A 19,632-nucleotide genomic window follows, 5' to 3' on the forward strand; every position below is an offset into this window, starting at 1 on the left:
GAGTTGCTTGCGCGTCACGGCAAATTCCTACCGGGTTCCACCCATGAAGGAGGCAGAACCCAACAACTGATCACAACCTCACACAGGCCCTAGTGCTGGATTCCTTAAAGGCAGTACACATATCGGCGGCGTAGTCGTCTGATGGGTGGCGCTGGCCTGCCCCAGATCCACGGTCTGGCACGAGCGTTGAGCTGGGTTGTTACCAGGTGTGTGACCTGGTCGATCTCGTCTGGGCCGGCGAAGGACTGGCCGGCGAGGGCGGCCTTGCGGGAGGTCCGCCACCAGCCTTCCTGCAGGTTGAGCCAGCAGGTGCCGACGGGGATGAAGACGTGCCGGATGCGGGGGTGGTGGTCCTCCAGCCAGATCCGGGTGGAGACACTGTTGTGCGAGGACAGGTTGTCGGTGATCACGTAGATGTCACCGATGGGGTTGGCGTCCTCGGCTTTCTGCAGGAACTGCTGGTAGAAGACGCTGTTCCGTGACGGTGCGGTCATGGTGACCTGCTGCCCGTCGCGGACGCGCAGGGCTCCGTAGACCCAGGTCTTCTCCGGCCTGCGGCTGTAGTCGAGTTCGGCTTTGATGCGGTGTGCGTCCTTGATGCGGTGTCCGTCCGGCGACCAGCCCGGCGCCGGCGGGAACGTCCGGGGGATCACCGGCCCGAGCTCGTCGGCACACAGGACCGTCGCGTCGTCGGGCGGGCAGGTGCAGAGCTCGATGATCCGCGTCCTTTTCCCGCGAAGTCCGCATCCTTCGACCTGGTCCACGACCTCGTGCGACGCCACCGCACTCCCTCGGCCAGCAGAATCCGCCGGACTTGGGACCGACTTACCTCGATCCCCATCCCTCGAGCGACAGTCACGAGGGTATCGAGCGTCCACTCCGGCGCACCGGACTGATCTGCCGCTGCCAGGTCACCACCCGGCTGCACTGTCAAACGTCCCGGAGGCAGGAATCCACCACTACGGGGCGCGCTCTTTCTCCGGCGTCTGCCGACGCCTGGGTTCCATGGCTTCCCGGATCGCGGTTGCGCCAGGGCCCGATCGGCTGACCGTGAAGGCCGCAGGAGAGGCTCGGGAGGGGCGCCGCACGGTGATCAGCCGTGACCGCCGAGGGACGCCGCCCCGTCGGCCACGCCCCTGCATCTGCGTCTCCCTGACCAGGCCGAGCTCCGCGGCCTGGGCGGACTGGACCCTCACCTGCTGGAAGACTGACCGGGTGAGCATGACGCGCCGCCCGCTGGGCACCATGGCGCTCGCCACTTTACGAAATGCGGCTGTTCGACAGCATCTTGGTCGACCACATCAACCACGTGAAGGCCGAGGCAAGATGGACCGTCGTGTCACAGCTCTACCACCGAGCGGATGAGCTGTGATGCGGGGGAACGGCTCATGCCTGCGCTCCGGAAGCCATGAGTGGTGTTTCCGCCACCCTCGACGCGTCGTTTCCGCAGCACTCTCGCTGCCGGCACGGCCTGCGTCGCACGTCAGAAAAGGAAAATCACCCTCGCGGAGTTATCCCTTCAATGGCGCTAAACCCTCTCCTCCACAAGTTCTCCACACGGCATACTCAGGCCCGGCAGCCGAAGGGGCGCCTGACATCATCCGATGGGTGGCAACGTTTCCGACAACGCGCGCCCAGCTCTGCTGTGAGCCACCACGCACTGCCGTACTGCCGTTATGAATGCCGGAAAGGCGACCACACTGTAAGAGGCCGTTTCCGCGGGCAGAATTCCGCTGTCCCGTACCAAGGTGACGATGCAACGACTCGCGGGCCCGCCGAACCGTCCGACGCACCCAAGCCGCAAACACAGTTTTAGGCATGCGGGTGGCGCCGCGCTCTATGTCACCTCTGGTCAACGAAAAGCATTTCGAGCCGAGTAACGATCCCGCACGCTTTCCAGGAGGCAGGTCATGGACAAGGCGCTTCACCACACCGTTGCGCTCCTGACAACGGTGTTCGGCTTCACGCTGTACCTCACCGGCCCGGCGAGTGCGACACCCGATACCCAGCCGCCCGGCTCCGCTATGGCCGGCACGCTGGTGAGCAAGAACGGCACGTCGGTCACCGTCACCGCCGCTGTGGGCCTGGGCAACACCATCTCCGTGTGGCAGGTCGGCGACACGATCCGGGTGAGGGACACCGGTGACACCATCGTGGCCTTCGGCGGGTGCACCGCGATCAGCGCCACAGAGGCCGTCTGTCCGGGGGCCGGCAGCCTGACCGAGTTCGTCGTCAACGCCGGTGACCAGGCCGACAACGTCACGTCCTCCCTGGCGAGTTTGGGGGTAACCCTCGTCGGTGGTGCGGGTGACGACAGCCTCCAGGGCGGCAGCGCCAACGACACCCTGGAAGGCGACGAAGGCTCCGACTTCCTCTCCGGTGGAGGCGGCAACGACACGCTCACCGGCGCCAGCGGCGCGGACCGGATCTTCGGCGGCGCCGGCAACGACTCGATCGAGGGCCGGGCCAGCTCCGACGTCATCAACGCAGGCGCCGGGAACGATGTGGTGAGCGGTGGCAACGGCGGCGACCAGGTGGTCGCCGGCACCGGCAACGACTTCGTGGAAGGGGGCGCGGGCCGGGACAGCATCAACGCCGTCGACGAGGTCAGCGGCAACGACTACGTCCAGGGGGGCACGGAGGCCGACAACTGCACGGCCGACCTGGGCGACAGTGTCACAGAGTGCCCGTGAACCGGCGAGCGCGAACGGCGCGGAGACAGACCCGCAGTGCGACAGCAACACGACGAAGGAGACGCACAACCATGACAGTGCGACGTATCTACGTGATCCTGTCGGCCGGAGCGCTCCTCTGCGCTGCGTTGACCGGCACCTCTGCCTCGGCGGCCCCGCTCACCGCCGAGGCCCGGCACCTCGCGGGCGCCACGGTGGTCGAGATGGCCGGCGGCACCCTGCTCGTCACGGCGGATCAGGGCGTGGCCAATGACATCACCATCCGCCGCCAGGGCAGCGTCGTCCTCGTGTCGGACAACGCGGACGAGGTGCGCGCCGTCGCCCCCTGCGAGACACGGTCGGAGAGCATCGCAGCGTGCCCGCTCCCCACGTCCGTGCAGGTCAACGGCCAGGACGCCGATGACGACATCACGGTCTCCCCGAATCTGGATGTTCCCGCCACTCTCTACGGGGGCGGCGGCAAGGACCAATTCAACGGCGGCCCCCGCGCGGATCAGCTTGTCGGCGACGACCCGACCGGGGTCTTCGGCCTCACGGCAGCGACTCCGGGCAACGACACCATCAACGGTGGTCCTGGGAACGACACCATCTCCGGGCTGGGAGGGAACGACACCATCAACGGCAACGCCGGAAACGACACCCTCAACGGCAACGAGGGCAACGACACCCTCAACGGGAACAGTGGCAACGACACCCTGGCCGGAGGAAGCGGCAACGACACCCTGAGCGGCGACGAGGGCAACGACACCCTCAACGCCACCGACGGCGTCAACGCCAACGACAGCCTCGACGGCGGTCTCGCCTTCGACTCCTGCAACCGCGACACCGGAGACTCGATGGTCAACTGCCCCTGACAGCACGTCCGGTGTGTGTTCGCGGCTGAGAGCGCGTGAAGCGGCAGGCCGGGGGGCACAGCCCGTTGCCCCTCGCCCCGGCCGACGAGCATCGCACCGACTGACCACGGGCTGCGGGAGATCGTGTCCAGCGGTTCCTGCCGCATGGTCTCCCGCAGCACGCACCCGGGCAACCACGGTCATCTCGGCCACGGGCCGGACGGCGACATCGTGTCGAAGGCATCACCACTCGAAAGCTCATCACTGCCCGCCTGCTTCTCTCGCCGGGTCCACCGTGCCAGGAGCCGTCGAACCAGCAAGGGAGAACCGCACGGTGCTGCAGCGACAGGCAGTCGCGGTGCACCTGTTCCTTATGCACCCACAGACCGGGCGACAACAAGAAGCTCAGACCGCCGTTGCGAGCGAGCGCGATCGCGAGTTCCGGTGTGCTGACGGCCTGCATGATCGCGGGCGTGAACGGGGAGTGCAGCTCGATCGCCGACTGCTCGCCCACGATGTGCCGCACCAGGGGCGTGCGCAGCTCGACCGTCGCGGGCTCCTGCGGTTCCGCCACCCTGCCAGAGTTCCGGTCCACGGCCCGGCTGACGCTCGTTTCAGACCAGAGCTTCCAGGAGAGCCACGCCAACGTCACCCTGCGAGATACCCCGACGACGGTCTCCTGACAAGCCGCCGAGGCCCATCGAGGACTACTGGCCGGAGGGGAATAGTGCACGACCGGAATAACCCCCTCCCGCCAGTAATCCAGGAAATCATGCGGGGATCCGTCGTCGAGCACTACAACGCTCCCGCCGTCTCCTCCACGAAGATTCCGCTCCGGGCGAGCGCCTCGACGAGCAGGACATACGACCGGTCGGCCTCCGGTCCGCCGGGCCCGACGTAGTACGGCCGGCTGTAACTGATCGGGCCGACGTCCTGGCCCGGGACGAAGCCAAGCACGTCGATAGTGCGCTTCGTCGGGAGAGGAAGATGCGCGAGGTCCTCGTCGGTGAGGGGCACCATGCGGCCGTCCGCCATCGAGTTCTTCCGAAGAGATTGCGCCGATCAAGCCTCACACCCCCTTTGACCTGCGCGGGAGACTTCTGGAGATGTTCAGCGGTGCTGGCCGTGTCGGGCATGTGTCAAGCGTCGGCCAGCGACACTTGTTAAGCCTCCACCCGAGTGAAGAGCGTGGGGAGCAGACCCAGGGCTGCGCAGCCTGCCGAGAACGCGGGCAGCGACTAGGGCAGGGGCCAGCCGTCCCTCCCGGGCCTTCACATGTGAGGGCCGGCGCCTGCCTGCCTCCGCATGCCTCCCACACCAGCCCGTTCTATGCTGGCGGTCTCGGGGCTGTTACGGAGGTTCGTCATGCCCCGCCCCGTCTGGTCCGGCGCGATCAGCTTCGGTCTGGTCACCATCCTTATCTAGATCTCGCGCCTATCTGCCCAGGTCAGAGCGATGTGGCTGGCTGAGGGACGTGAGGTCAGTCTCGTCAACGCAGACGGTCAACCGAGAGCGGTTGGTTTTGTTCACGGATCACGACGGCGATTGTTCAGCACTCTGGGAGGCGCCCGCCCGGGGCCGAGGTCGATGTTCACGAGAACGGACAGCACCCGTCGACTGACTCCCCGTCCCGGGCAGGGGGTGGCCTTTCTGGGCCTCGGTACCCGTAGTAGCCGTTGTTCAACCGGTCGGTATTCGGCCTGGTGACTGCTGCAGTTCCCGGCGGACAGGCAAGGCAGACCGGCCGGGTCCTCGGTCCCTGGGTATAGGTGGACCTTTCGCCTCGCCTGCGGCGCACGCCCGTGGTGCGATGAAACAGGGGGTCGGGAAGGAGAGAGCGATGGCCCCACCGGCAGGGGAGCGCAAGAGTGGCACGGGCCCGTTGTCGGTCCGCCCGCTGGGTGAGGCGGACCTGGATCGGGCCGACGAGATCTTCAGGGTCGCCTTCGGGACGTTCCTCGGGGCTCCCGAGCCGAAGACGTTCTTCGGGACCGCCGACTACGTCCGCACCCGCTGGGCGGCCGATCCACAGGCGGCCTTCGCAGCGACGGTCGAGGGGGAAGTCGCCGGATCGAACTTCGCCGCCAACTGGGGCAGCGTCGGGTACTTCGGCCCGCTGACCGTGCGTCCGGACCTGTGGGACCAGGGCGTCGGCAGGCGCCTCATGGAGCCGGTCATGGACTGCTTCGACACCTGGGAGAACCGCCACCTGGGCCTGTTCACCTTCTCGCACAGTCCGAAGCACCTTGAGCTCTACCGCCGGTACGGTTTCTGGCCCCGATTCCTCACAGCCATCATGAGGAAGCAGGTCGCAGGCAGTGCCGCGGTCCCCCGCCGAGTGCTGTACGGCAAGCTGCCCGCCGCCGAGCAGCCCGACGCCCTGAGCCTCTGTCGCGCACTGACCGGGGCCGTGTACGAGGGCCTGAGCCTGGAACGCGAGATCGTGGCCACGCACGCGCAGGGGCTCGGTGACACCATCCTGCTCCAGGGCGCCGGCTCCGAGCTCGATGGCCTGGCCGTCTGCCACTGCGGAGCCGGGTCGGAGGCCGGAGAGGACGTGTGCTTCGTCAAGTTCGGCGCCGTACGCCCTGGCCCGGAGGCCGCCAACCGGTTCGAACGACTGCTCACCGCGTGCGAGCAGCTGGCCGCCGAGCGCGGACTGGGTCAACTGGACGCCGGGATGAACCTGGGCCGCCCGGATGCCTACCGGCGAATGGTCGACCGCGGGTTCCGCACCTGGTTGCAGGGCGTGACCATGCACAGGCCCAACGAACCCGGCTACAGCCACCCCGACGCCTACGTGATCGACGACTGGCGCTGAGACCCCGCCACACTCGGCCCGCGAGGAAGGCCCGGTGCTGCCCGAACCCGTGAACATTCCGCGTCGGCGCCGACGGCCAGACACCTCCCGGACCGCTGTCCCTTCTCATGGACAGAGCCAAGCGGTCTGCCTTCAGGTTGGTTTGTGCTGATTGCCGTCCCGGATCATCTGCCGCAAGCTCGTGCGGGCCGTAGCCAGGTCCTGCTGGAGTTCCTGGATCTGATCGGCGAGTGGCCGGAGCTGGGCCAGCTCGCGTTCGAGTTTCCTGTTGGCTTCTGTGAGTTCGGTGATCCGCTCGGTCAGTTTCCGGTTGCTGATCTGGTCGAGCTGATGTCCGAGGTGCTGCCGCATAGCGGCTCGGAGCTGATCGCGTTCCACGCGGAGTTCTTTGATCTCCTCGAGGGCCATGGCCAAGTCGGTGTGGAGGCTGGCGGGGCTTGCCCGGCGGCCTTGGGCAGCTTTGGCGACGGGATCCGGGATGGCCTCGCGTTCCCACTGGTAGTCCCGGTAGTAGCCGGCGACGTCCGCGGTCACCGGGACGGTGCGGGGCTTCCGGGACTTCGCCAGCGCGTTGTTGGCGTTGTCGCGCCGCCGGTGAACATGTACGTGGGGGCCATTGACGTGACAGCCCAGATCACGCGAGTCGGCCAGGAGATGGACATCGGCCCGGCGCATGCCCAGCGTCTCGCCGATCCGCATGCCGGTGGCCCTCATCAGCACGATCAGGAAGCGGTCACGGGCATTCCGAGCCATCCGGATCATCAACTCGACTTGGTCCGGTGTGAGGTACTCGATGCCCGGGTCGGTCGTGGCGAACCTCAAGGTCCGTTCCGTGACGACCCTGGCGCCACCGCCCTCACCTGCGGCCCCGTCCGGCCAAAACCGCAGAAACTTCGGCTTGGCCAAGGACAGGGCGACCTGCTCGGAGACCCAGCCTGGCCCGACACCGAACAGCAGGAACTGCGTCATCGTCCCCAGAACCGCGTTGGCACTGCCGTCCTGCCGGAAGCGGATCACCGACCGGTTCTTGCGGCCCCGCGACGGCAAAGGGACGCTGACCAGCCAGTCCCGAAACCTCAGCAGGTTCTCGAAACCCGGCTCCGACCACCGCAGACCACGCTCGTCACACCAGGTCAGGTACAGAGCCACCCGGCTTGCGTAGTTCCGCTCAGTGTTCACCGACCGGCCCAGACCACGAACCTGGTCCAAGAACGCAGTCGCTGCACGATGAAGCCGGAAGTCCCCGTCAACAACCACCCAGGCCACCCTTGAGGAGGCTGGTACTTCAGCCTTCTCAGCTCGATGGATCACGTACGGACTAACGAGCCAAACACCCCAGCGACCTATCAGATACCCATCAGCCACACAGACGAATGAGCCCTGACCTCACGTCCCTCGGCCGGGGCGCGCGGGCGGGCATCGACTGACGGGGATCGCCACCCTGGGTGCCACCTACCTGAGCAGGCGGGCTGACGCCGGACCGCCCGGCGGCACATACCCGCGGAACCCGCACGCACGCGTGCGTTTCCCGGCCGGGCGAGATCGGTTCTACCCTCGGCCACAGGTGTCCCCGGAGACCCTCACCACGTTGGGACAGCGCGTGCCGGTCGCGGCGCGTCCACATGTCCGGCCGGGCCGAACGGCTCGTACGCGCCACCTGGCTGACCGGACCGTACCTTCAGGAGAGACGGATGGACTACTACGACCTCGGCACCCACACCCGCCCCGTGACGACGTTCTCCCCGTCCGCCCAGATGTGGTTCGACCGCGGGCTGCTCTGGTCGTACGGCTTCCACCACGATGAGGCCGTCTCCTGCTTCGAAGCCGCCGCCGCGGCGGATCCGGACTGCGCGATGGCCTACTGGGGCATCGCCTACGCCCTCGGTCCGAACTACAACAAGCCCTGGGAGTTCTTCGACGGCGAGGACCTGGCCCGAACCGTCGAACGCACCCACGCGGCCGTCGAACGCGCCCACGAGAAGGCGGCCGGCGCCACTCCCGTCGAGCAGGCCCTGATCCAGGCGTTGCGGTACCGGTATCCGCAGGCGGAAGCGGTCGAGGACTGCTCGGTGTGGAACAAGCCCTACGCCGACAGGATGCGCGCCGTGTACGAACTCGCTCCCGACGACCTCGATGTCGCCACACTCCATGCCGACGCGCAGATGAACCTCACGCCATGGCAGCTGTGGGACCTGCGGACCGGGCTGCCGGCGGAAGGCTCCCGCACGCTGGAGGCCAAGGCGGTCCTCGATCGGGCGATCGGCACCGGGCCCGGGAAGACGCACCCCGGCCTTCTGCACATGTACATCCACCTCATGGAGATGTCCCCGACCCCCGAGGCCGCCCTGCCCGTCGCGGACCAGCTCCGCGGCCTCGTGCCGGATGCCGGGCACCTGCAGCACATGCCCACACACCTGGAGGTGCTCTGCGGGGACTACCGGCGTGTGGTGTCGGACAACACCACCGCGATCGCCGCCGACGAGAAGTACTACGCGCGGGCCGGCGCGATGAACTTCTACACCCTGTACCGATCGCACAACTACCACTTCAAGATCTACGGTGCGATGTTCCTCGGTCAGTCGGCGACCGCCCTGGAGACCGCCGCACAGCTCGAAGCCTCCATCCCCGAGGAACTGCTGAGGGTGCAGAGTCCGCCCATGGCCGACTGGCTGGAGGGTTTCCTCGCCATGCGGGTACACGTGCTCATCCGCTTCGGCCGCTGGACCGACATCCTGGAACTGCCGCTGCCCGCCGACCCGGAGCTGTACTGCGCGACCACGGCGATGCTCCACTACGCCCGCGGCGTCGCCTTCTCGGCGACCGGCCGGATTCCCGAGGCGGAGACCGAACGCGAACTGTTCCGTCAGGCCGTCTCGCGCGTACCCGAGTCACGCATGCTGTTCAACAACACCTGCGTCGACATCCTCGCGATCGCGTCGGAGATGCTCGACGGCGAACTGGCGTACCGCAAGGGGAACCACGACGCCGCCTTCGCCGCACTGGAGCGGTCGATCACACTCGACGACAACCTTCCCTACGACGAGCCGTGGGGATGGATGCAGCCCACACGGCACGCGTACGGCGCCCTGCTTCTCGAACAGGGACGTGTGGAAGAGGCGGAGGCCGCCTACCGGGCCGACCTGGGCCTCGACGACACGCTGCCGCGTCCTTCGCAACACCCCGGCAACGTATGGGCACTGCACGGATTCCACGAGTGTCTCCTGCGCCTGGGCAAGAGCGCGGAAGCGCAGATCGTGGCCCAGCAACTGAAGCTCGCTTCCGCCATGGCGGACGTACCGATCAACGCGTCCTGCTTCTGCCGTCTCGAAGCCGTCGCCGGCGCGGCGGAAGGCGGCTGCTGCTGACGACCCGCGAACCCGACCATGATCCACCACTCAAGATCATTTGAAGACACCGCCTGGTAGGGCTTTGTCGGGTGTCGCCGACCTGCGGCGATGCGGCGGACCCGACGAGCGGTCGGCGCCGTCCGCGCGTCGTTCGCCGCAGGTCGCACGCCCCCCTTGGCTCAGCCGGTCTCGGCCGCGGGTCTGACCACACGAAGAAGAGTCGGCTGGACGCCGGTGAAGCGTCGGAAGCGGACCGACGTGCGCGCGTCTGCCCTGGTCAGCCAATGCTCGGCTCGTTGTCGGCACCGAACAGGGGCGTGTTCGCAGGGGTGAGGTCCGCGCGGACGCGGCCGAACCGCACAGGATGGCGCCAGCGTCCCGCAGCATCCAAGGAGATGTCCGCACTAATCTCCGCGACCAGTGGGGGATCGACCAAAGTGACGTCGAGGGTCTCGCGGGTTCCCCAGCCAGCGGTGAACGTTCGTCCTTGCCACGGATGCCCCGAGTCGGCCGACGACAGCAGTCCCGCCACGTCCTGAGCTGCCTGAGCGGACAGAGGAACAGTGCGGCCGGTGTACCGGAGCCGGCCAATGTCGTCGAAGCGGCCCAGGAGCAGGCTGGTCGGACGGGCGAGTGTGCCCGTCACGGCGCCGATGACAGCCTCCCAGGCGCCGGCCCAGCTGCTCGAACGCGAGCACCCAGCTGCACATGCCGACTGGCGTGCCGCAATGGTCCAACTGCGGTCACCCGGCGCCATTGCTCATCCGCGGCCAGCGCCTGCTTGACAAGGCCCTGGAGCGGGCTTCCGAACCTCCGCTGGGCCTGCCCGCCAGCCTGACCGGCGGACCCCGGCAGGTGCACGAGACAAGCCTCGAACCCGGTGACCGGATACTGCTCTACACGGACGGCGTCGTGGAGTCGCGCGACGAGGGCGGGGAGCAATTCGGCCTGGAGCGTTTCACCGACTACATCATTCGGTCGACCGCCGCCGGGCAGAACGCCCCGGAAGTGCTCCGCCTGCTCATCCACGCGATCCTCGGTCATCGGCACAACGAACTCACCGACGACGCCACGATTCTGATGATCGAATGGCAGCCGCCCGGTCAGTGAGCCGTCGCGGCCATGGCACCTGGAAGCCCGGCAGGCTGCCGTGGCACTGCCATCCGTCAAACCTCCGTAGCACACGTTCTGACTGGGCTAGGAAGACTGCTGAAAATCTTGTTAAGGGGCTGTCCGGCCGCAGGCCGGGCGGCTCCTTTTCGCTATGTGGTGGCCTGGGCGAGGTGCCAGGTGCTGCGGGTCCGGGTGAGTCCCAGGGTGATCAGTCGGCGGAGGTTGAGGGCGGCGGCGCAGTGGTGGAGCCAGACGTTGTTGGCGATGACGCCGTGGTGCGGGACCCTGCGGTTGCCGTTGGCGAAGAGCCAGGCGATGGCGCGTTCGACCGGGGGCCGCCAGCGGCGATATCAGCAGCAGTCACCTGGGAGATGGTCAGGGCTCGGCTCAGGGGCGCTCTACGTCTCGCCTCTCCAGCTCTTCCCGCGCCTTCTTCTCCTCTCGCAGCTTCTGCCACCGCTGGCGCTGACGCTCGCCGTACGCCGCGTTGCGGACGGTGCCGTCGTCTTCGAGTCCGGATCCGAACGCACCCCCGACCATGCCCATGGAGCTGACGAACCAGGCGAGCACGGCGTAGTCGTGGACCGTTGCGTCTTGCCCGATAACCGTGCCGAAGACCGACGGGGTCAGGATGAGCTTGGAGACGCCGAAGAGGGCGAGGAACAGGACCACGTACAGGGAGAGCACACCGAAGGTGATCGTCACGCAGGTGACTGTGTTGTAGAGGCGGGAGAAGGAGCGGGAGAGCGAATCGTGAGGGCGTTCCCAGAGCTCGTGATCGATGATGATCCATGCCGTGAGGGCGAGGAGGGACGCAACAGAGGCCCCGATCAGGCGCCCCACGTCCATGCCCGAGGAGATGGTCCAGGTCGAGGTATTGATCAGGCCGAAGGCGGCGGTGGCGAAGACACCGGCCAGTGCGCGGGAGAGGGTGGCGAAGAGCCGCCAGGGCCGGTTGGCCCGCACCATACCGGTGACGAGACTCAGATGGCCGCGCAGGCCGGGCACGATGAAGCGTTCCAGGCCACCCTCGCCGGCCCCCGAAGCTTCGAGCCGGCTGGCTTCCTCCGGGGACGGAGCGAGATCGGCACGTTCCCGGGTGAGCATGGCGACGACATCCGCGACGACATGCCGGGCGCGCTGTCGCATCCGCCAGGAGCCGAGCGCAGGCAGGGACACCAGCGCGATGTGGTCCGCCGGGCTCACCTCGACGCTGACCGGGCTCAGGCCGGCTCGTCGAGGCAGATCGGTGAGGAAGACTCCGGCCTCCCAGTCGCCCTCGGGGAGGAATGGGCGTACGACGTCGGCCGCGGAGGAGACGTCCAGTTGCTCGTCCGCGACCAGGGGTGCCGTGCGCGCCGTCACCCGCCAGTCGACGTCCGCGCGGACCCGCCGTCTCAGCTGCTGCGGCAGCTTGTCGGCCAGTTCCTGGGCGATCTCCGACGCCACTCCGGGGTCGGCGACCAGCACGATCCGCACCGCGTGCGCCGCAGCGGCAGGCAGGAAATCTGTCACGGTCTCAATCCGGTCGGGGGGTGCGCAGGCGCGACGGCTCTTTCGCCCGAGGTCCCGTTGTAACGCCCCCCTATGTGGCGGTCGAGCGCGACAGGCGACTTGGCGCCCGGCGTCCCCCGATCAGGCCCTGCGCAACCGGCGCGGCCCCAGAAGGAACTTCGACGGGACCCTGCGCGAGGGCGCGGCCGAAGCCGACATCTCCCTGCCGCCCTCCTTCGGTCGGTGGCCAACATTTTCCACAAGGCCCTGATGGATCCAGGCGCCCGGCTGATGGTCGGCGGCGCCGACGACATCGGGTTCGAGGAACTGATGGAGGCGTGGGACCGCCTCGCCCGACTGCACCGAGATGATCGAACACATCCGCGCAGCCCACCGCGACGCCGACTTGAGGGCGACGACCTGCTCACGCAGTCCCCCGTGGCGGGCGGCCCGCGCGACTGGTGACCAGGGAGCCAGCGACCCGCAGCATGTCCGGCCAGTGGGCAATCACCTTGTTCAGGTTGACCCGGTTGCGGGCCAGCGGCTTCAGCAGTCCGTACGCACCGGTCTCGACGCCGGGCCAGGGCCCGCTGGTCCGCGTCGGTGAGCTTGTCCGACCACTTCGCTGGCGACCAATAGACCGCTCGGATCCAGTGCGGGGCTACTGGCCATTCCTCCGGCCGGTGTGTGGGCCAGCTTCTGAGTCAGGGGTGAACGCGTCCGGTCTTCTCGGGATGCGCCGCGTGCACATATTTCATGGCGGTGGAGTCGGAGATGGCAAACAGGCGCATGAGATGGACAGGGTCGGCGCTGTGGCGGGCTTCGTCGAGTTTACCGACCGCAGGAGCTCGGATACCGGCTCTGAGCTGCGACGATTCATAGACTACATGTCCGTGACGGCGAGTTGGGATCGTTGCTGTAGCTCGTCCGGGTGGTCTCGTGGGACGGCCCGTCCACCGGAACGGTGAACGGGCCGCGAGGTCGTCAGCCGGACAGGAGCAGGTTGTTGATGCCCCTACTTGATGCGGTCGAGGAAGCCGAGCACCCGATGGTTGACCTGCTTTGCGGCCTGTTCGTCGTAGGACGGCAGGCTGCTGTCGGTGAACAGGTGGCTGTCGCCCGGGTAAAGGAACAGCTCGGCATCCGTCGCCGTCTCGACGAGCGCGCGGGCGGCGTCCACATCGCCCTCCCCGGCGAAGAAGGGATCTGTGTCCATGCCGTGGATCTGGACCGGGACGTCCTGGGGCCAGGCGCCGCCGAACTCCGAGATCGGGACGCATGCCTCGAGCAGCAGTGCGCCCTTTGCGCCGGGGCGGGTCTGGGCCAGCTTCTGTGCTGGCAGGACGCCGAGCGAGAAGCCAACATAGACGAGCTCCGGAGGCAGCCCCTCGGCGGCGGCGGTTCCGCGCGCGGTGATCGTGTCGAACCCGGCGTTCTCGGCGTAGCCGGCGCCCTCCTCGAGGCTGTCGAATACCTGCCCCTCGTATAGGTCTGGGGCGTGGACGGTGTGTCCGGCCCGTCGCAACTGCTCGGCGAACTCGCGAACGCCGGCGGTCAGCCCGTGTCCATGGTGGATGACCAGCACCTCAGCCATGTCGCTCCCCTCGTGCTGCGGCGCCCGGGCGGCGCCGCAGCACGAGTATGGCCCGCAGCACTGACATCCACGGGCCTCGGCTGGACAGGATCAGGTCGCTGTTCCCGGATCGGCGATGCGGGCCTCGAGGTCGGCGACGCGGCGGTCCTGGAAGCGGAGGTTGGAGCGGGCGGCCTTGAGCCGCTCGTCGAGCGTTCGGTTGTCGGTGGTGGCGGAAATCCCACACGGACGATGGAGGGCTCGAACAAGTATCTCCTGCCTGCTGAAATGCACAGCCACCGACTCAAGCGACCACCGGGAACCCGTCCCTACTCCACTTCATACGCCGCATCGCGCAGATCCTCGGTGTGCGCGGACGCACCGCCGGGCAACTGACGGCTCCGGTGAATCTGGCTGCGGTCGGCGAGAGTCAGTGTCAGCGTCACGGCCTTCGCCGCCTGCCGGCGCGTGGCGCGGATCGAACTTCCCCAAGCCACGCAACGCGTCAAGGTCGCTCCCGCGTTCCCAGCTCTGTCGTGGTGGCAACTTTGAGAGACCATCGCTGTAACAGGGCAGCCCGACCAACTGCCGCTGGCACCACTCACACAACAGTTCTAGCAGGGATTCAGTCGGGTCCGCCCAGCACGATCTTCCACACTCGGGTCGCCACCTGGAGGTTCAGCCGGTCCTCGACGTTCGCGAGGTCGTTGCCGCTGATGTCGCGGATGCGCTGTAGCCGATAGCGCAGCGTGCTGCGGTGGATCGCGAGGGATTCGGCGGTCTCGTCGTAGTTGCCGCCGCAGTCGAAGTACCGGGACAGGGTCTCCACCATGGTCGCGTGGTGCCGGGAGTCGTAGTCGATCAGCTGCCCGAGCCACTCGTGGACGAACGTCTCTAGCTCCCGGTAATCGTTGCCAGGTCCCAGGATGCGGTAGAGGCCAAGCTCGTCGAAGAACGTCGTGCCGTAGCGCTCGCGGGAGTGACGGCGCACTTCCAGGGCGCGCTGCGCCTCCTGGTAGCAGTGGGGGATGCCGTCCAGGGAGTCGCAAGGGGCGCTCACGCCGATCGTCCCGGACCGTGTCCCGGTCTCCCGGGCGAGCCCCTCGTACAGCGCGCGGGCGTGCGGCCTGGCGTCGGCGACCAGGACCACGTGGTCGGAACGTCGGGTCAGCAGCGAGCGGATGCCCACGGCAGAGGCCGCCCGGCCCACGGTCTGCGCGAAGGAATCGTCCGCCGTCCGGTTCGACCACTGCACCACGACGACGTAGTGGCTGCGGTGCAGGTCGTGTCCGACTGCCTCGGACCGGGCGTAGGCGCTCGCCTCGTCCGTCCCTGCCAGGAGGTCGTCGACCAGCTCGCGGTGCAGCCTCAGCTCCACTTCGGCCAGACTACGCAGGTGCGCCAGCTCCAGGGCGAGCGACGTGGCGGCGTGTTCCAGCGCGAGCACGGTGTGCTCGTCGGCCTCGCCCCGGGCATCGACCAGGCCCAGCACGCCCAGGATCTCGCCGTGCGGGCGGACCAGGGTGATCAGCCGGTCCTTTATCCGCACCGGCCCGACCTCCCGGGCGACGGCGTGCAGCATTTCGTCCTGGCGCACGGGGTCCGGTTCCGGATAGGGGTCGGGGCGGCTGGGGCCGGTCCAGGACCTCAGCCGACCGAAGCGGTCCTCGACCAGCGCGGGGAGTCCAGTGAGCCCGTGCAGTGCGCGGGTGATGGCTTCCTCGCCGCCGACCGAGGCAGCGACGTCGGCCATGAGCGCGTGAACGGCCCGCTGGAACCCCAGCTCAGCCATGACGGAGATCAGCTGCCGCTGGAGGGCTGTCCGTTCCTCCCTCAGCCGGTACAGCTCCAGCGCGTCCTCGCGTTGGCGGCGGTGTGCGAAGGCGACTGACAGAGCAGCAGCGGTGTGCCGGACGAGCGTGGCGAGCAGGGATCGCTCGGCCTCGGTGGGCCGGGAGCGGGACGTCACCACAAGGTAGCCGTGGAGTCCCTCAAGACCGCGCAGCCCCAGGGCCTGGCCACAGGGCCGGCCGGGTACGGTCACAGAGCCGTCTTGCCCGGCCAGCTCCCGCACCCTCCGGTCCACGACCAAGGCATGGTTTTGCCCGTCCCTCGGGCTGGGGACCAGGTCGCCATCCACCCTGAGGTATCCGGCCTCGGCGCTGTATGGCCCTGCGGCGGCTATGTGGTCCATGGCCAGGCGCAGGATCTCGCCTTCGTCCCGGGTGTCGAACAGGGCGCGGGAGAGCACCATCAGTTCGTGGAGGGCATGGTCGGCTGGGGTGGGAACGCGTGGGCGGGGCCCTCTTCGCGCGGCCGTGGGGTGCCGCCCGGCGCTGCCCCGCGGAAGGCTGCCCTCCCGGTCGGAGCGGCGGCGGTGCAGGTTGTGCGCCCGGCTGCCGGCCATGGGATCACTCCGTTCTCCCCGAGCTGGCGGTACACGCTCCGGACCCAGCAGCCGGCGATGGGATTTTTCCCTTCCCCCGAGCCTGCCGCGAGGTGACAGCGACCCTTCCTGTACGCCCCTCCGACCAACTTACCCGAGACGTTCGGAGTCCTCGTCTCGTGCTCGCGGGGCGACGGGCTCCGTTGTTCTTTGACCTGCCGGGTGCAGGCGTAGAGCTGCTCGGTTCGCGAGTCTGGGGCGTGCCGGGGGCCACCGTGCGCACCGGCAGGAAGGACTGGGCGATGACCGAGCAGCCTCGCAGGCCCGTTGCCACGTACGAGACGTACCAGGAAGCCGAACGCGCCGTCGACCACCTCTCGGACCAGGGGTTTCCCGTGCAGAGGGTGGCCATCATCGGCCAGGACGTCCGCCTCGTCGAGCAGGTCATCGGCCGTATGGACTACGGCAGGGCCGCCCTGCACGGAGCGGCGAGCGGGGCCCTGCCCGGTGCGCTGATCGGCTGGCTCTTCGGCCTGGTCGACTGGGTGGACCCCCTCGTCTCGGCCCTACTCGTCGCCCTCTACGGCCTGATTTTCGGAGCGATCGTGGGCGCGCTGTTCGGACTGCTGCTGTACGCCCTGCAGGGCGGCCGCCGGGACTTCGCCTCCGTCCGCTCGATGGAGCCCAGCCGGTACGACGTCGTCGTGGACGAAGCGGTCGCCGACGAGGCCGTACGGCTGCTCGGCGGGCTGCAGACCACCGGCGCCGGCGGACGTCCTCCCCATACCTGAACGATCGGATCCGCAGTGCCGGCGCATGCCGCCGCACCGGGAGGAGTTCCTCATGGCCAAGGCAGTGGGTATCGACCTGGGCACCACCAACTCGGTGATCGCCGTGTGGGAAGGCGGCGAGCCGTCCGTCGTGCCCAACAGCGAGGGCAACCGCACGACACCGTCCGTGGTGGCCTTCACCGACACCGGGGAACGTCTGGTGGGCCAGCTGGCCCGGCGCCAGGCGATCCTCAACCCCAAGGGCACCATCTACTCGGCCAAGCGGTTCATCGGCCGGCACTTCGACGAGATCTCCGACGAGGCCAGGGCGGTGGCGTACGACGTCGTCGAGGGCGACGGCGGGGCGGCTCGCTTCAAGGTGCGCGACAAGCTGTACGCGCCTGAGGAGATCAGCGCACAGGTGCTGCGCAAACTCGCCGACGACGCCTCCAAGCAGCTGGGGGAGCGGGTCACGGAGGCGGTCATCACGGTGCCCGCCTACTTCAATGACGCCCAGCGCACCGCTACCAAGGACGCCGGACGGATCGCGGGACTGGAGGTGCTGCGGATCATCAACGAGCCGACGGCGGCCGCCCTCGCGTACGGCATGGACAAGAAGGAGCACGAGACCGTCCTCGTCTTCGACCTGGGCGGCGGCACCTTCGACGTGAGCATCCTCGACGTCGGCGACGGCGTGGTGGAGGTGCGCTCCACCGCCGGCGACAGCCACCTGGGCGGCGACGACTTCGACCGGCGTCTGGTGGATTACCTCGCGGACGACTTCCAGAAGGAGAACGGCATCGACCTGCGCAAGGACCCGCAGGCGCTGCAACGATTGTTCGAGGCGGCGGAGAAGGCCAAGACCGAGCTGAGTTCGGTGACGCAGACGCAGGTCAGCCTGCCGTTCATCACCGCCGATGCCTCGGGCCCCAAGCACCTCACCGACTCGATCATGCGGTCCACGTTCGAGCAGATCACCGGCGACCTGGTGGAGCGGTGCCTGGGACCGGTGCAGCAGGCGATGGCCGACGCCAAGGTCGGCGAGAGCGACATCGACGAGGTCATCCTCGTAGGCGGTTCCACACGTATCCCGGCGGTGCAGGCTCTGGTCCGCCGACTGACCGGCGGCAAGGAACCCAACATGAGCGTCAACCCCGACGAGGTCGTGGCCCTGGGCGCCGCGATCCAGGCCGGGGTGCTCAAGGGCGAGGTCAAGGACGTCCTGCTGCTCGACGTCACACCCTTGTCGCTGGGCGTGGAGACGCGCGGCGGAGTGATGACGAAGATCATCGAGCGGAACACCACCATCCCGGTGCGCCGCAGCGAGACCTTCTCCACCGCCGAGGACAACCAGCCGGCCGTCGATGTGGTGGTCCTCCAGGGCGAGCGCGAGCGGGCCGCCGACAACCGGGTGCTGGGCCGGTTCCAGCTCACCGACATCCGGCCGGCGCCGCGGGGCGAACCGCAGGTCGAGGTCACCTTCGACATCGACGCCAACGGCATCCTCAACGTCAAGGCCCGCGACCGGGACACCGGCAAGGAACAGGGCATCACCATCAGCGAGAGCTCCAACCTGGACCGCAGTGAGGTCGAACGCATGGTCCAGGAGGCCGAGCGCAACCAGGGCCAGGACCATGCACTCCGCGAGGCCGTCGACGCCCGCAACGAACTCGACGCCATCGCGTACCAGGTCGAGAAGCGCCTCGCCGAACTGGGCGACGCCGCACCCGCGCACGAGAAGGCACGCGCCGAGATGCTGGTGTCGGATGCCCGGGCGGCGGTCAAGGAGGAGGCAGGCGTGGAGCGGGTGCGGCCCCTGACCTCCGAACTCCAGCAGGTGCTGGCAGGGCTGGTGGCGCATCAGGGCGGCGCCGCCACGGGCGGTCCCGGCCAGGACACCGCCACCGGTGGTCCCACGAGTGGTGGTGGCGGTGGCGACGATGTCATCGACGCCGAGTTCGACAAGGACTGAGGCACGCCATGCCGATCGACCCCAGGGAACCCGACCCGGCCGTGCCGGACCGGGCTGACCCGGCTCCGGAGGGTGCCGTACGCCCTCCCCGCGGGGATCTTCCGCTCTCGGGCCCGCCGACCGGGCCGGGGCCTGCCACGGACGAGGAACCCGGCCCCGACGCGGCCAGCGGCCCCGCACCGTCCGAGGACGAGTACACGGCTGAGCTCCAGGAACTGGAGGACCGCTGGCGGCGCGCGCTCGCCGACCTCGACAACCTTCGCAAGCGTCACGCCAGGGAACTGGAGCGGGAGCGTACGGTCGAGCGGTCCCGTACGGCCGCCGCCTTCCTGCCCGTCCTGGACAACCTCGAACTCGCCCTGACCCATGCCGGAGCCGACCCCGGCGCGATCGTGGAGGGCATCCGGGCCGTACGCGACCAGGCGGTGAACGTCCTCGAACTGCTCGGCTACCCGCGGCATGCGGAGACCGGCGTCGCCTTCGACCCGGCCCGGCACGAGGTGGTCGGCGTGGTCCAGGACCCCAACGCCCCACCGGGCACGGTCGTCGAGGTGCTGCGCCCGGGCTACGGGGACGGCGAACGGCAGCTCAGGCCCGCCGCGGTGACTGTCGCGAAGCGGGAGTGACCAG

At 68.3% G+C, this 19,632-nt stretch carries 18 protein-coding genes and 2 pseudogenes; 10 read left to right on the plus strand and 10 right to left on the minus strand.

The genetic code is table 11. The features are described 5' to 3' along the window. Nucleotides 1-104: 104 nt before the first annotated feature. The gene (locus tag ACFYWI_RS36300) at nucleotides 105-782 is read right to left on the minus strand and encodes a transposase (RefSeq protein WP_389240065.1); all 678 of its coding nucleotides are present in this window, start codon (nucleotides 780-782) and stop codon (nucleotides 105-107) included. 1,128 nt (nucleotides 783-1,910) lie between these two features. On the opposite strand from ACFYWI_RS36300, the gene ACFYWI_RS36305 reads away from it, so the two are divergent. The 3 genes from ACFYWI_RS36305 to ACFYWI_RS36315 all read left to right on the plus strand — a co-directional run bounded on the left by ACFYWI_RS36305 (nucleotide 1,911) and on the right by ACFYWI_RS36315 (nucleotide 4,209). Then, nucleotides 1,911-2,693, plus strand: a complete 783-nt coding sequence (locus ACFYWI_RS36305; protein WP_389240066.1) for a calcium-binding protein — start codon at nucleotides 1,911-1,913, stop codon at nucleotides 2,691-2,693. Nucleotides 2,694-2,764: 71 nt separating this feature from the next. Next, nucleotides 2,765-3,547, plus strand: coding sequence for a calcium-binding protein (locus ACFYWI_RS36310; RefSeq protein ID WP_389240067.1), 783 nt, complete (start codon nucleotides 2,765-2,767; stop codon nucleotides 3,545-3,547). 452 nt (nucleotides 3,548-3,999) lie between these two features. Continuing rightward, nucleotides 4,000-4,209, plus strand: a complete 210-nt coding sequence (locus tag ACFYWI_RS36315; protein WP_389240068.1) for a hypothetical protein — start codon at nucleotides 4,000-4,002, stop codon at nucleotides 4,207-4,209. A 112-nt stretch (nucleotides 4,210-4,321) separates the two neighbouring features. Here the strand turns inward: ACFYWI_RS36315 and ACFYWI_RS36320 are convergent, their stop codons facing one another. After that, nucleotides 4,322-4,561, minus strand: coding sequence for a Ku protein (locus ACFYWI_RS36320; RefSeq protein WP_389240069.1), 240 nt, complete (start codon nucleotides 4,559-4,561; stop codon nucleotides 4,322-4,324). An 805-nt stretch (nucleotides 4,562-5,366) separates the two neighbouring features. Here ACFYWI_RS36320 and ACFYWI_RS36325 point away from each other — a divergent pair. Further along, nucleotides 5,367-6,347, plus strand: a complete 981-nt coding sequence (locus ACFYWI_RS36325) for a GNAT family N-acetyltransferase (RefSeq protein WP_389240070.1) — start codon at nucleotides 5,367-5,369, stop codon at nucleotides 6,345-6,347. Nucleotides 6,348-6,479: 132 nt separating this feature from the next. Here the strand turns inward: ACFYWI_RS36325 and ACFYWI_RS36330 are convergent, their stop codons facing one another. Continuing rightward, entirely contained in the window at nucleotides 6,480-7,496 is a 1,017-nt protein-coding gene (locus ACFYWI_RS36330; protein ID WP_389240072.1) for a tyrosine-type recombinase/integrase, read from the minus strand. A gap of 542 nt (nucleotides 7,497-8,038) precedes the next feature. On the opposite strand from ACFYWI_RS36330, the gene ACFYWI_RS36335 reads away from it, so the two are divergent. Next, the gene (locus ACFYWI_RS36335) at nucleotides 8,039-9,712 is read left to right on the plus strand and encodes a hypothetical protein (RefSeq protein ID WP_389240074.1); all 1,674 of its coding nucleotides are present in this window, start codon (nucleotides 8,039-8,041) and stop codon (nucleotides 9,710-9,712) included. Nucleotides 9,713-9,971: 259 nt separating this feature from the next. On the opposite strand, the gene ACFYWI_RS36340 is transcribed toward ACFYWI_RS36335, so the two are convergent. After that, on the minus strand, nucleotides 9,972-10,340 hold the full coding sequence (locus tag ACFYWI_RS36340) for a hypothetical protein (RefSeq protein ID WP_389240076.1): 369 nt from the start codon (nucleotides 10,338-10,340) through the stop codon (nucleotides 9,972-9,974). Nucleotides 10,341-10,402: 62 nt separating this feature from the next. On the opposite strand from ACFYWI_RS36340, the gene ACFYWI_RS36345 reads away from it, so the two are divergent. After that, the gene (locus ACFYWI_RS36345) at nucleotides 10,403-10,804 is read left to right on the plus strand and encodes a PP2C family protein-serine/threonine phosphatase (RefSeq protein ID WP_389240078.1); all 402 of its coding nucleotides are present in this window, start codon (nucleotides 10,403-10,405) and stop codon (nucleotides 10,802-10,804) included. 152 nt (nucleotides 10,805-10,956) lie between these two features. Here the strand turns inward: ACFYWI_RS36345 and ACFYWI_RS36350 are convergent. Continuing rightward, nucleotides 10,957-11,157: pseudogene (locus tag ACFYWI_RS36350) on the minus strand (IS5/IS1182 family transposase); the annotation flags it as partial. A 37-nt stretch (nucleotides 11,158-11,194) separates the two neighbouring features. After that, nucleotides 11,195-12,322, minus strand: coding sequence for a hypothetical protein (locus ACFYWI_RS36355; protein ID WP_389240081.1), 1,128 nt, complete (start codon nucleotides 12,320-12,322; stop codon nucleotides 11,195-11,197). 222 nt (nucleotides 12,323-12,544) lie between these two features. Between ACFYWI_RS36355 and ACFYWI_RS36360 the strand changes: the two genes are divergently transcribed. Continuing rightward, nucleotides 12,545-12,766, plus strand: a complete 222-nt coding sequence (locus ACFYWI_RS36360; RefSeq protein WP_389240085.1) for a hypothetical protein — start codon at nucleotides 12,545-12,547, stop codon at nucleotides 12,764-12,766. Here the strand turns inward: ACFYWI_RS36360 and ACFYWI_RS36365 are convergent. The 4 genes and pseudogenes from ACFYWI_RS36365 to ACFYWI_RS36380 all read right to left on the minus strand — a co-directional run. Continuing rightward, nucleotides 12,756-12,881: pseudogene (locus ACFYWI_RS36365) on the minus strand (Tn3 family transposase); the annotation flags it as partial. The gene ACFYWI_RS36360 and the pseudogene ACFYWI_RS36365 overlap by 11 nt on opposite strands. Nucleotides 12,882-13,316: 435 nt before the next feature. Next, nucleotides 13,317-13,895 carry a dienelactone hydrolase family protein gene (locus ACFYWI_RS36370; protein WP_389240087.1) on the minus strand — a complete coding sequence of 193 codons (579 nt, stop codon included), beginning with the start codon at nucleotides 13,893-13,895 and terminating at the stop codon, nucleotides 13,317-13,319. A gap of 90 nt (nucleotides 13,896-13,985) precedes the next feature. After that, nucleotides 13,986-14,174, minus strand: a complete 189-nt coding sequence (locus ACFYWI_RS36375) for a hypothetical protein (RefSeq protein WP_389240089.1) — start codon at nucleotides 14,172-14,174, stop codon at nucleotides 13,986-13,988. 325 nt (nucleotides 14,175-14,499) lie between these two features. Further along, nucleotides 14,500-16,281: a PucR family transcriptional regulator gene (locus ACFYWI_RS36380; RefSeq protein WP_389240092.1), complete on the minus strand. Its 1,782-nt coding sequence runs from the start codon at nucleotides 16,279-16,281 to the stop codon at nucleotides 14,500-14,502. A 281-nt stretch (nucleotides 16,282-16,562) separates the two neighbouring features. On the opposite strand from ACFYWI_RS36380, the gene ACFYWI_RS36385 reads away from it, so the two are divergent. Genes ACFYWI_RS36385 through grpE form a run of 3 tightly spaced genes read left to right on the plus strand, consistent with a single transcriptional unit; the run spans nucleotide 16,563 to nucleotide 19,628 of the window. Continuing rightward, a complete protein-coding gene (locus ACFYWI_RS36385; protein ID WP_389240094.1) occupies nucleotides 16,563-17,051 on the plus strand; it encodes a general stress protein in 489 nt (162 codons plus the stop codon). A 52-nt stretch (nucleotides 17,052-17,103) separates the two neighbouring features. After that, entirely contained in the window at nucleotides 17,104-19,002 is a 1,899-nt protein-coding gene (dnaK, locus tag ACFYWI_RS36390) for a molecular chaperone DnaK (protein WP_389240097.1), read from the plus strand. 8 nt (nucleotides 19,003-19,010) lie between these two features. After that, nucleotides 19,011-19,628 (plus strand): nucleotide exchange factor GrpE, encoded by a 618-nt coding sequence (grpE, locus tag ACFYWI_RS36395; RefSeq protein ID WP_389240099.1) that lies wholly within the window; start codon nucleotides 19,011-19,013, stop codon nucleotides 19,626-19,628. Nucleotides 19,629-19,632 lie beyond the last annotated feature (4 nt).

It is taken from the genome of Streptomyces sp. NPDC002889 (genome assembly GCF_042888425.1).
Taxonomy (GTDB): domain Bacteria; phylum Actinomycetota; class Actinomycetes; order Streptomycetales; family Streptomycetaceae; genus Streptomyces.

Bases quoted from the DNA above. Each gene is read 5' to 3' on its own strand.
- ACFYWI_RS36370 (WP_389240087.1), bottom strand. From the start codon at position 13,895: ATGGCTGAGGTGCTGGTCATCCACCATGGACACGGGCTGACCGCCGGC.
- ACFYWI_RS36320 (WP_389240069.1), bottom strand. From the start codon at position 4,561: ATGGCGGACGGCCGCATGGTGCCCCTCACCGACGAGGACCTCGCGCAT.
- dnaK (WP_389240097.1), top strand. From the start codon at position 17,104: ATGGCCAAGGCAGTGGGTATCGACCTGGGCACCACCAACTCGGTGATC.
- ACFYWI_RS36305 (WP_389240066.1), top strand. From the start codon at position 1,911: ATGGACAAGGCGCTTCACCACACCGTTGCGCTCCTGACAACGGTGTTC.
- ACFYWI_RS36310 (WP_389240067.1), top strand. From the start codon at position 2,765: ATGACAGTGCGACGTATCTACGTGATCCTGTCGGCCGGAGCGCTCCTC.
- ACFYWI_RS36325 (WP_389240070.1), top strand. From the start codon at position 5,367: ATGGCCCCACCGGCAGGGGAGCGCAAGAGTGGCACGGGCCCGTTGTCG.
- grpE (WP_389240099.1), top strand. From the start codon at position 19,011: ATGCCGATCGACCCCAGGGAACCCGACCCGGCCGTGCCGGACCGGGCT.
- ACFYWI_RS36385 (WP_389240094.1), top strand. From the start codon at position 16,563: ATGACCGAGCAGCCTCGCAGGCCCGTTGCCACGTACGAGACGTACCAG.
- ACFYWI_RS36335 (WP_389240074.1), top strand. From the start codon at position 8,039: ATGGACTACTACGACCTCGGCACCCACACCCGCCCCGTGACGACGTTC.
- ACFYWI_RS36345 (WP_389240078.1), top strand. From the start codon at position 10,403: ATGCCGACTGGCGTGCCGCAATGGTCCAACTGCGGTCACCCGGCGCCA.
- ACFYWI_RS36380 (WP_389240092.1), bottom strand. From the start codon at position 16,281: ATGGCCGGCAGCCGGGCGCACAACCTGCACCGCCGCCGCTCCGACCGG.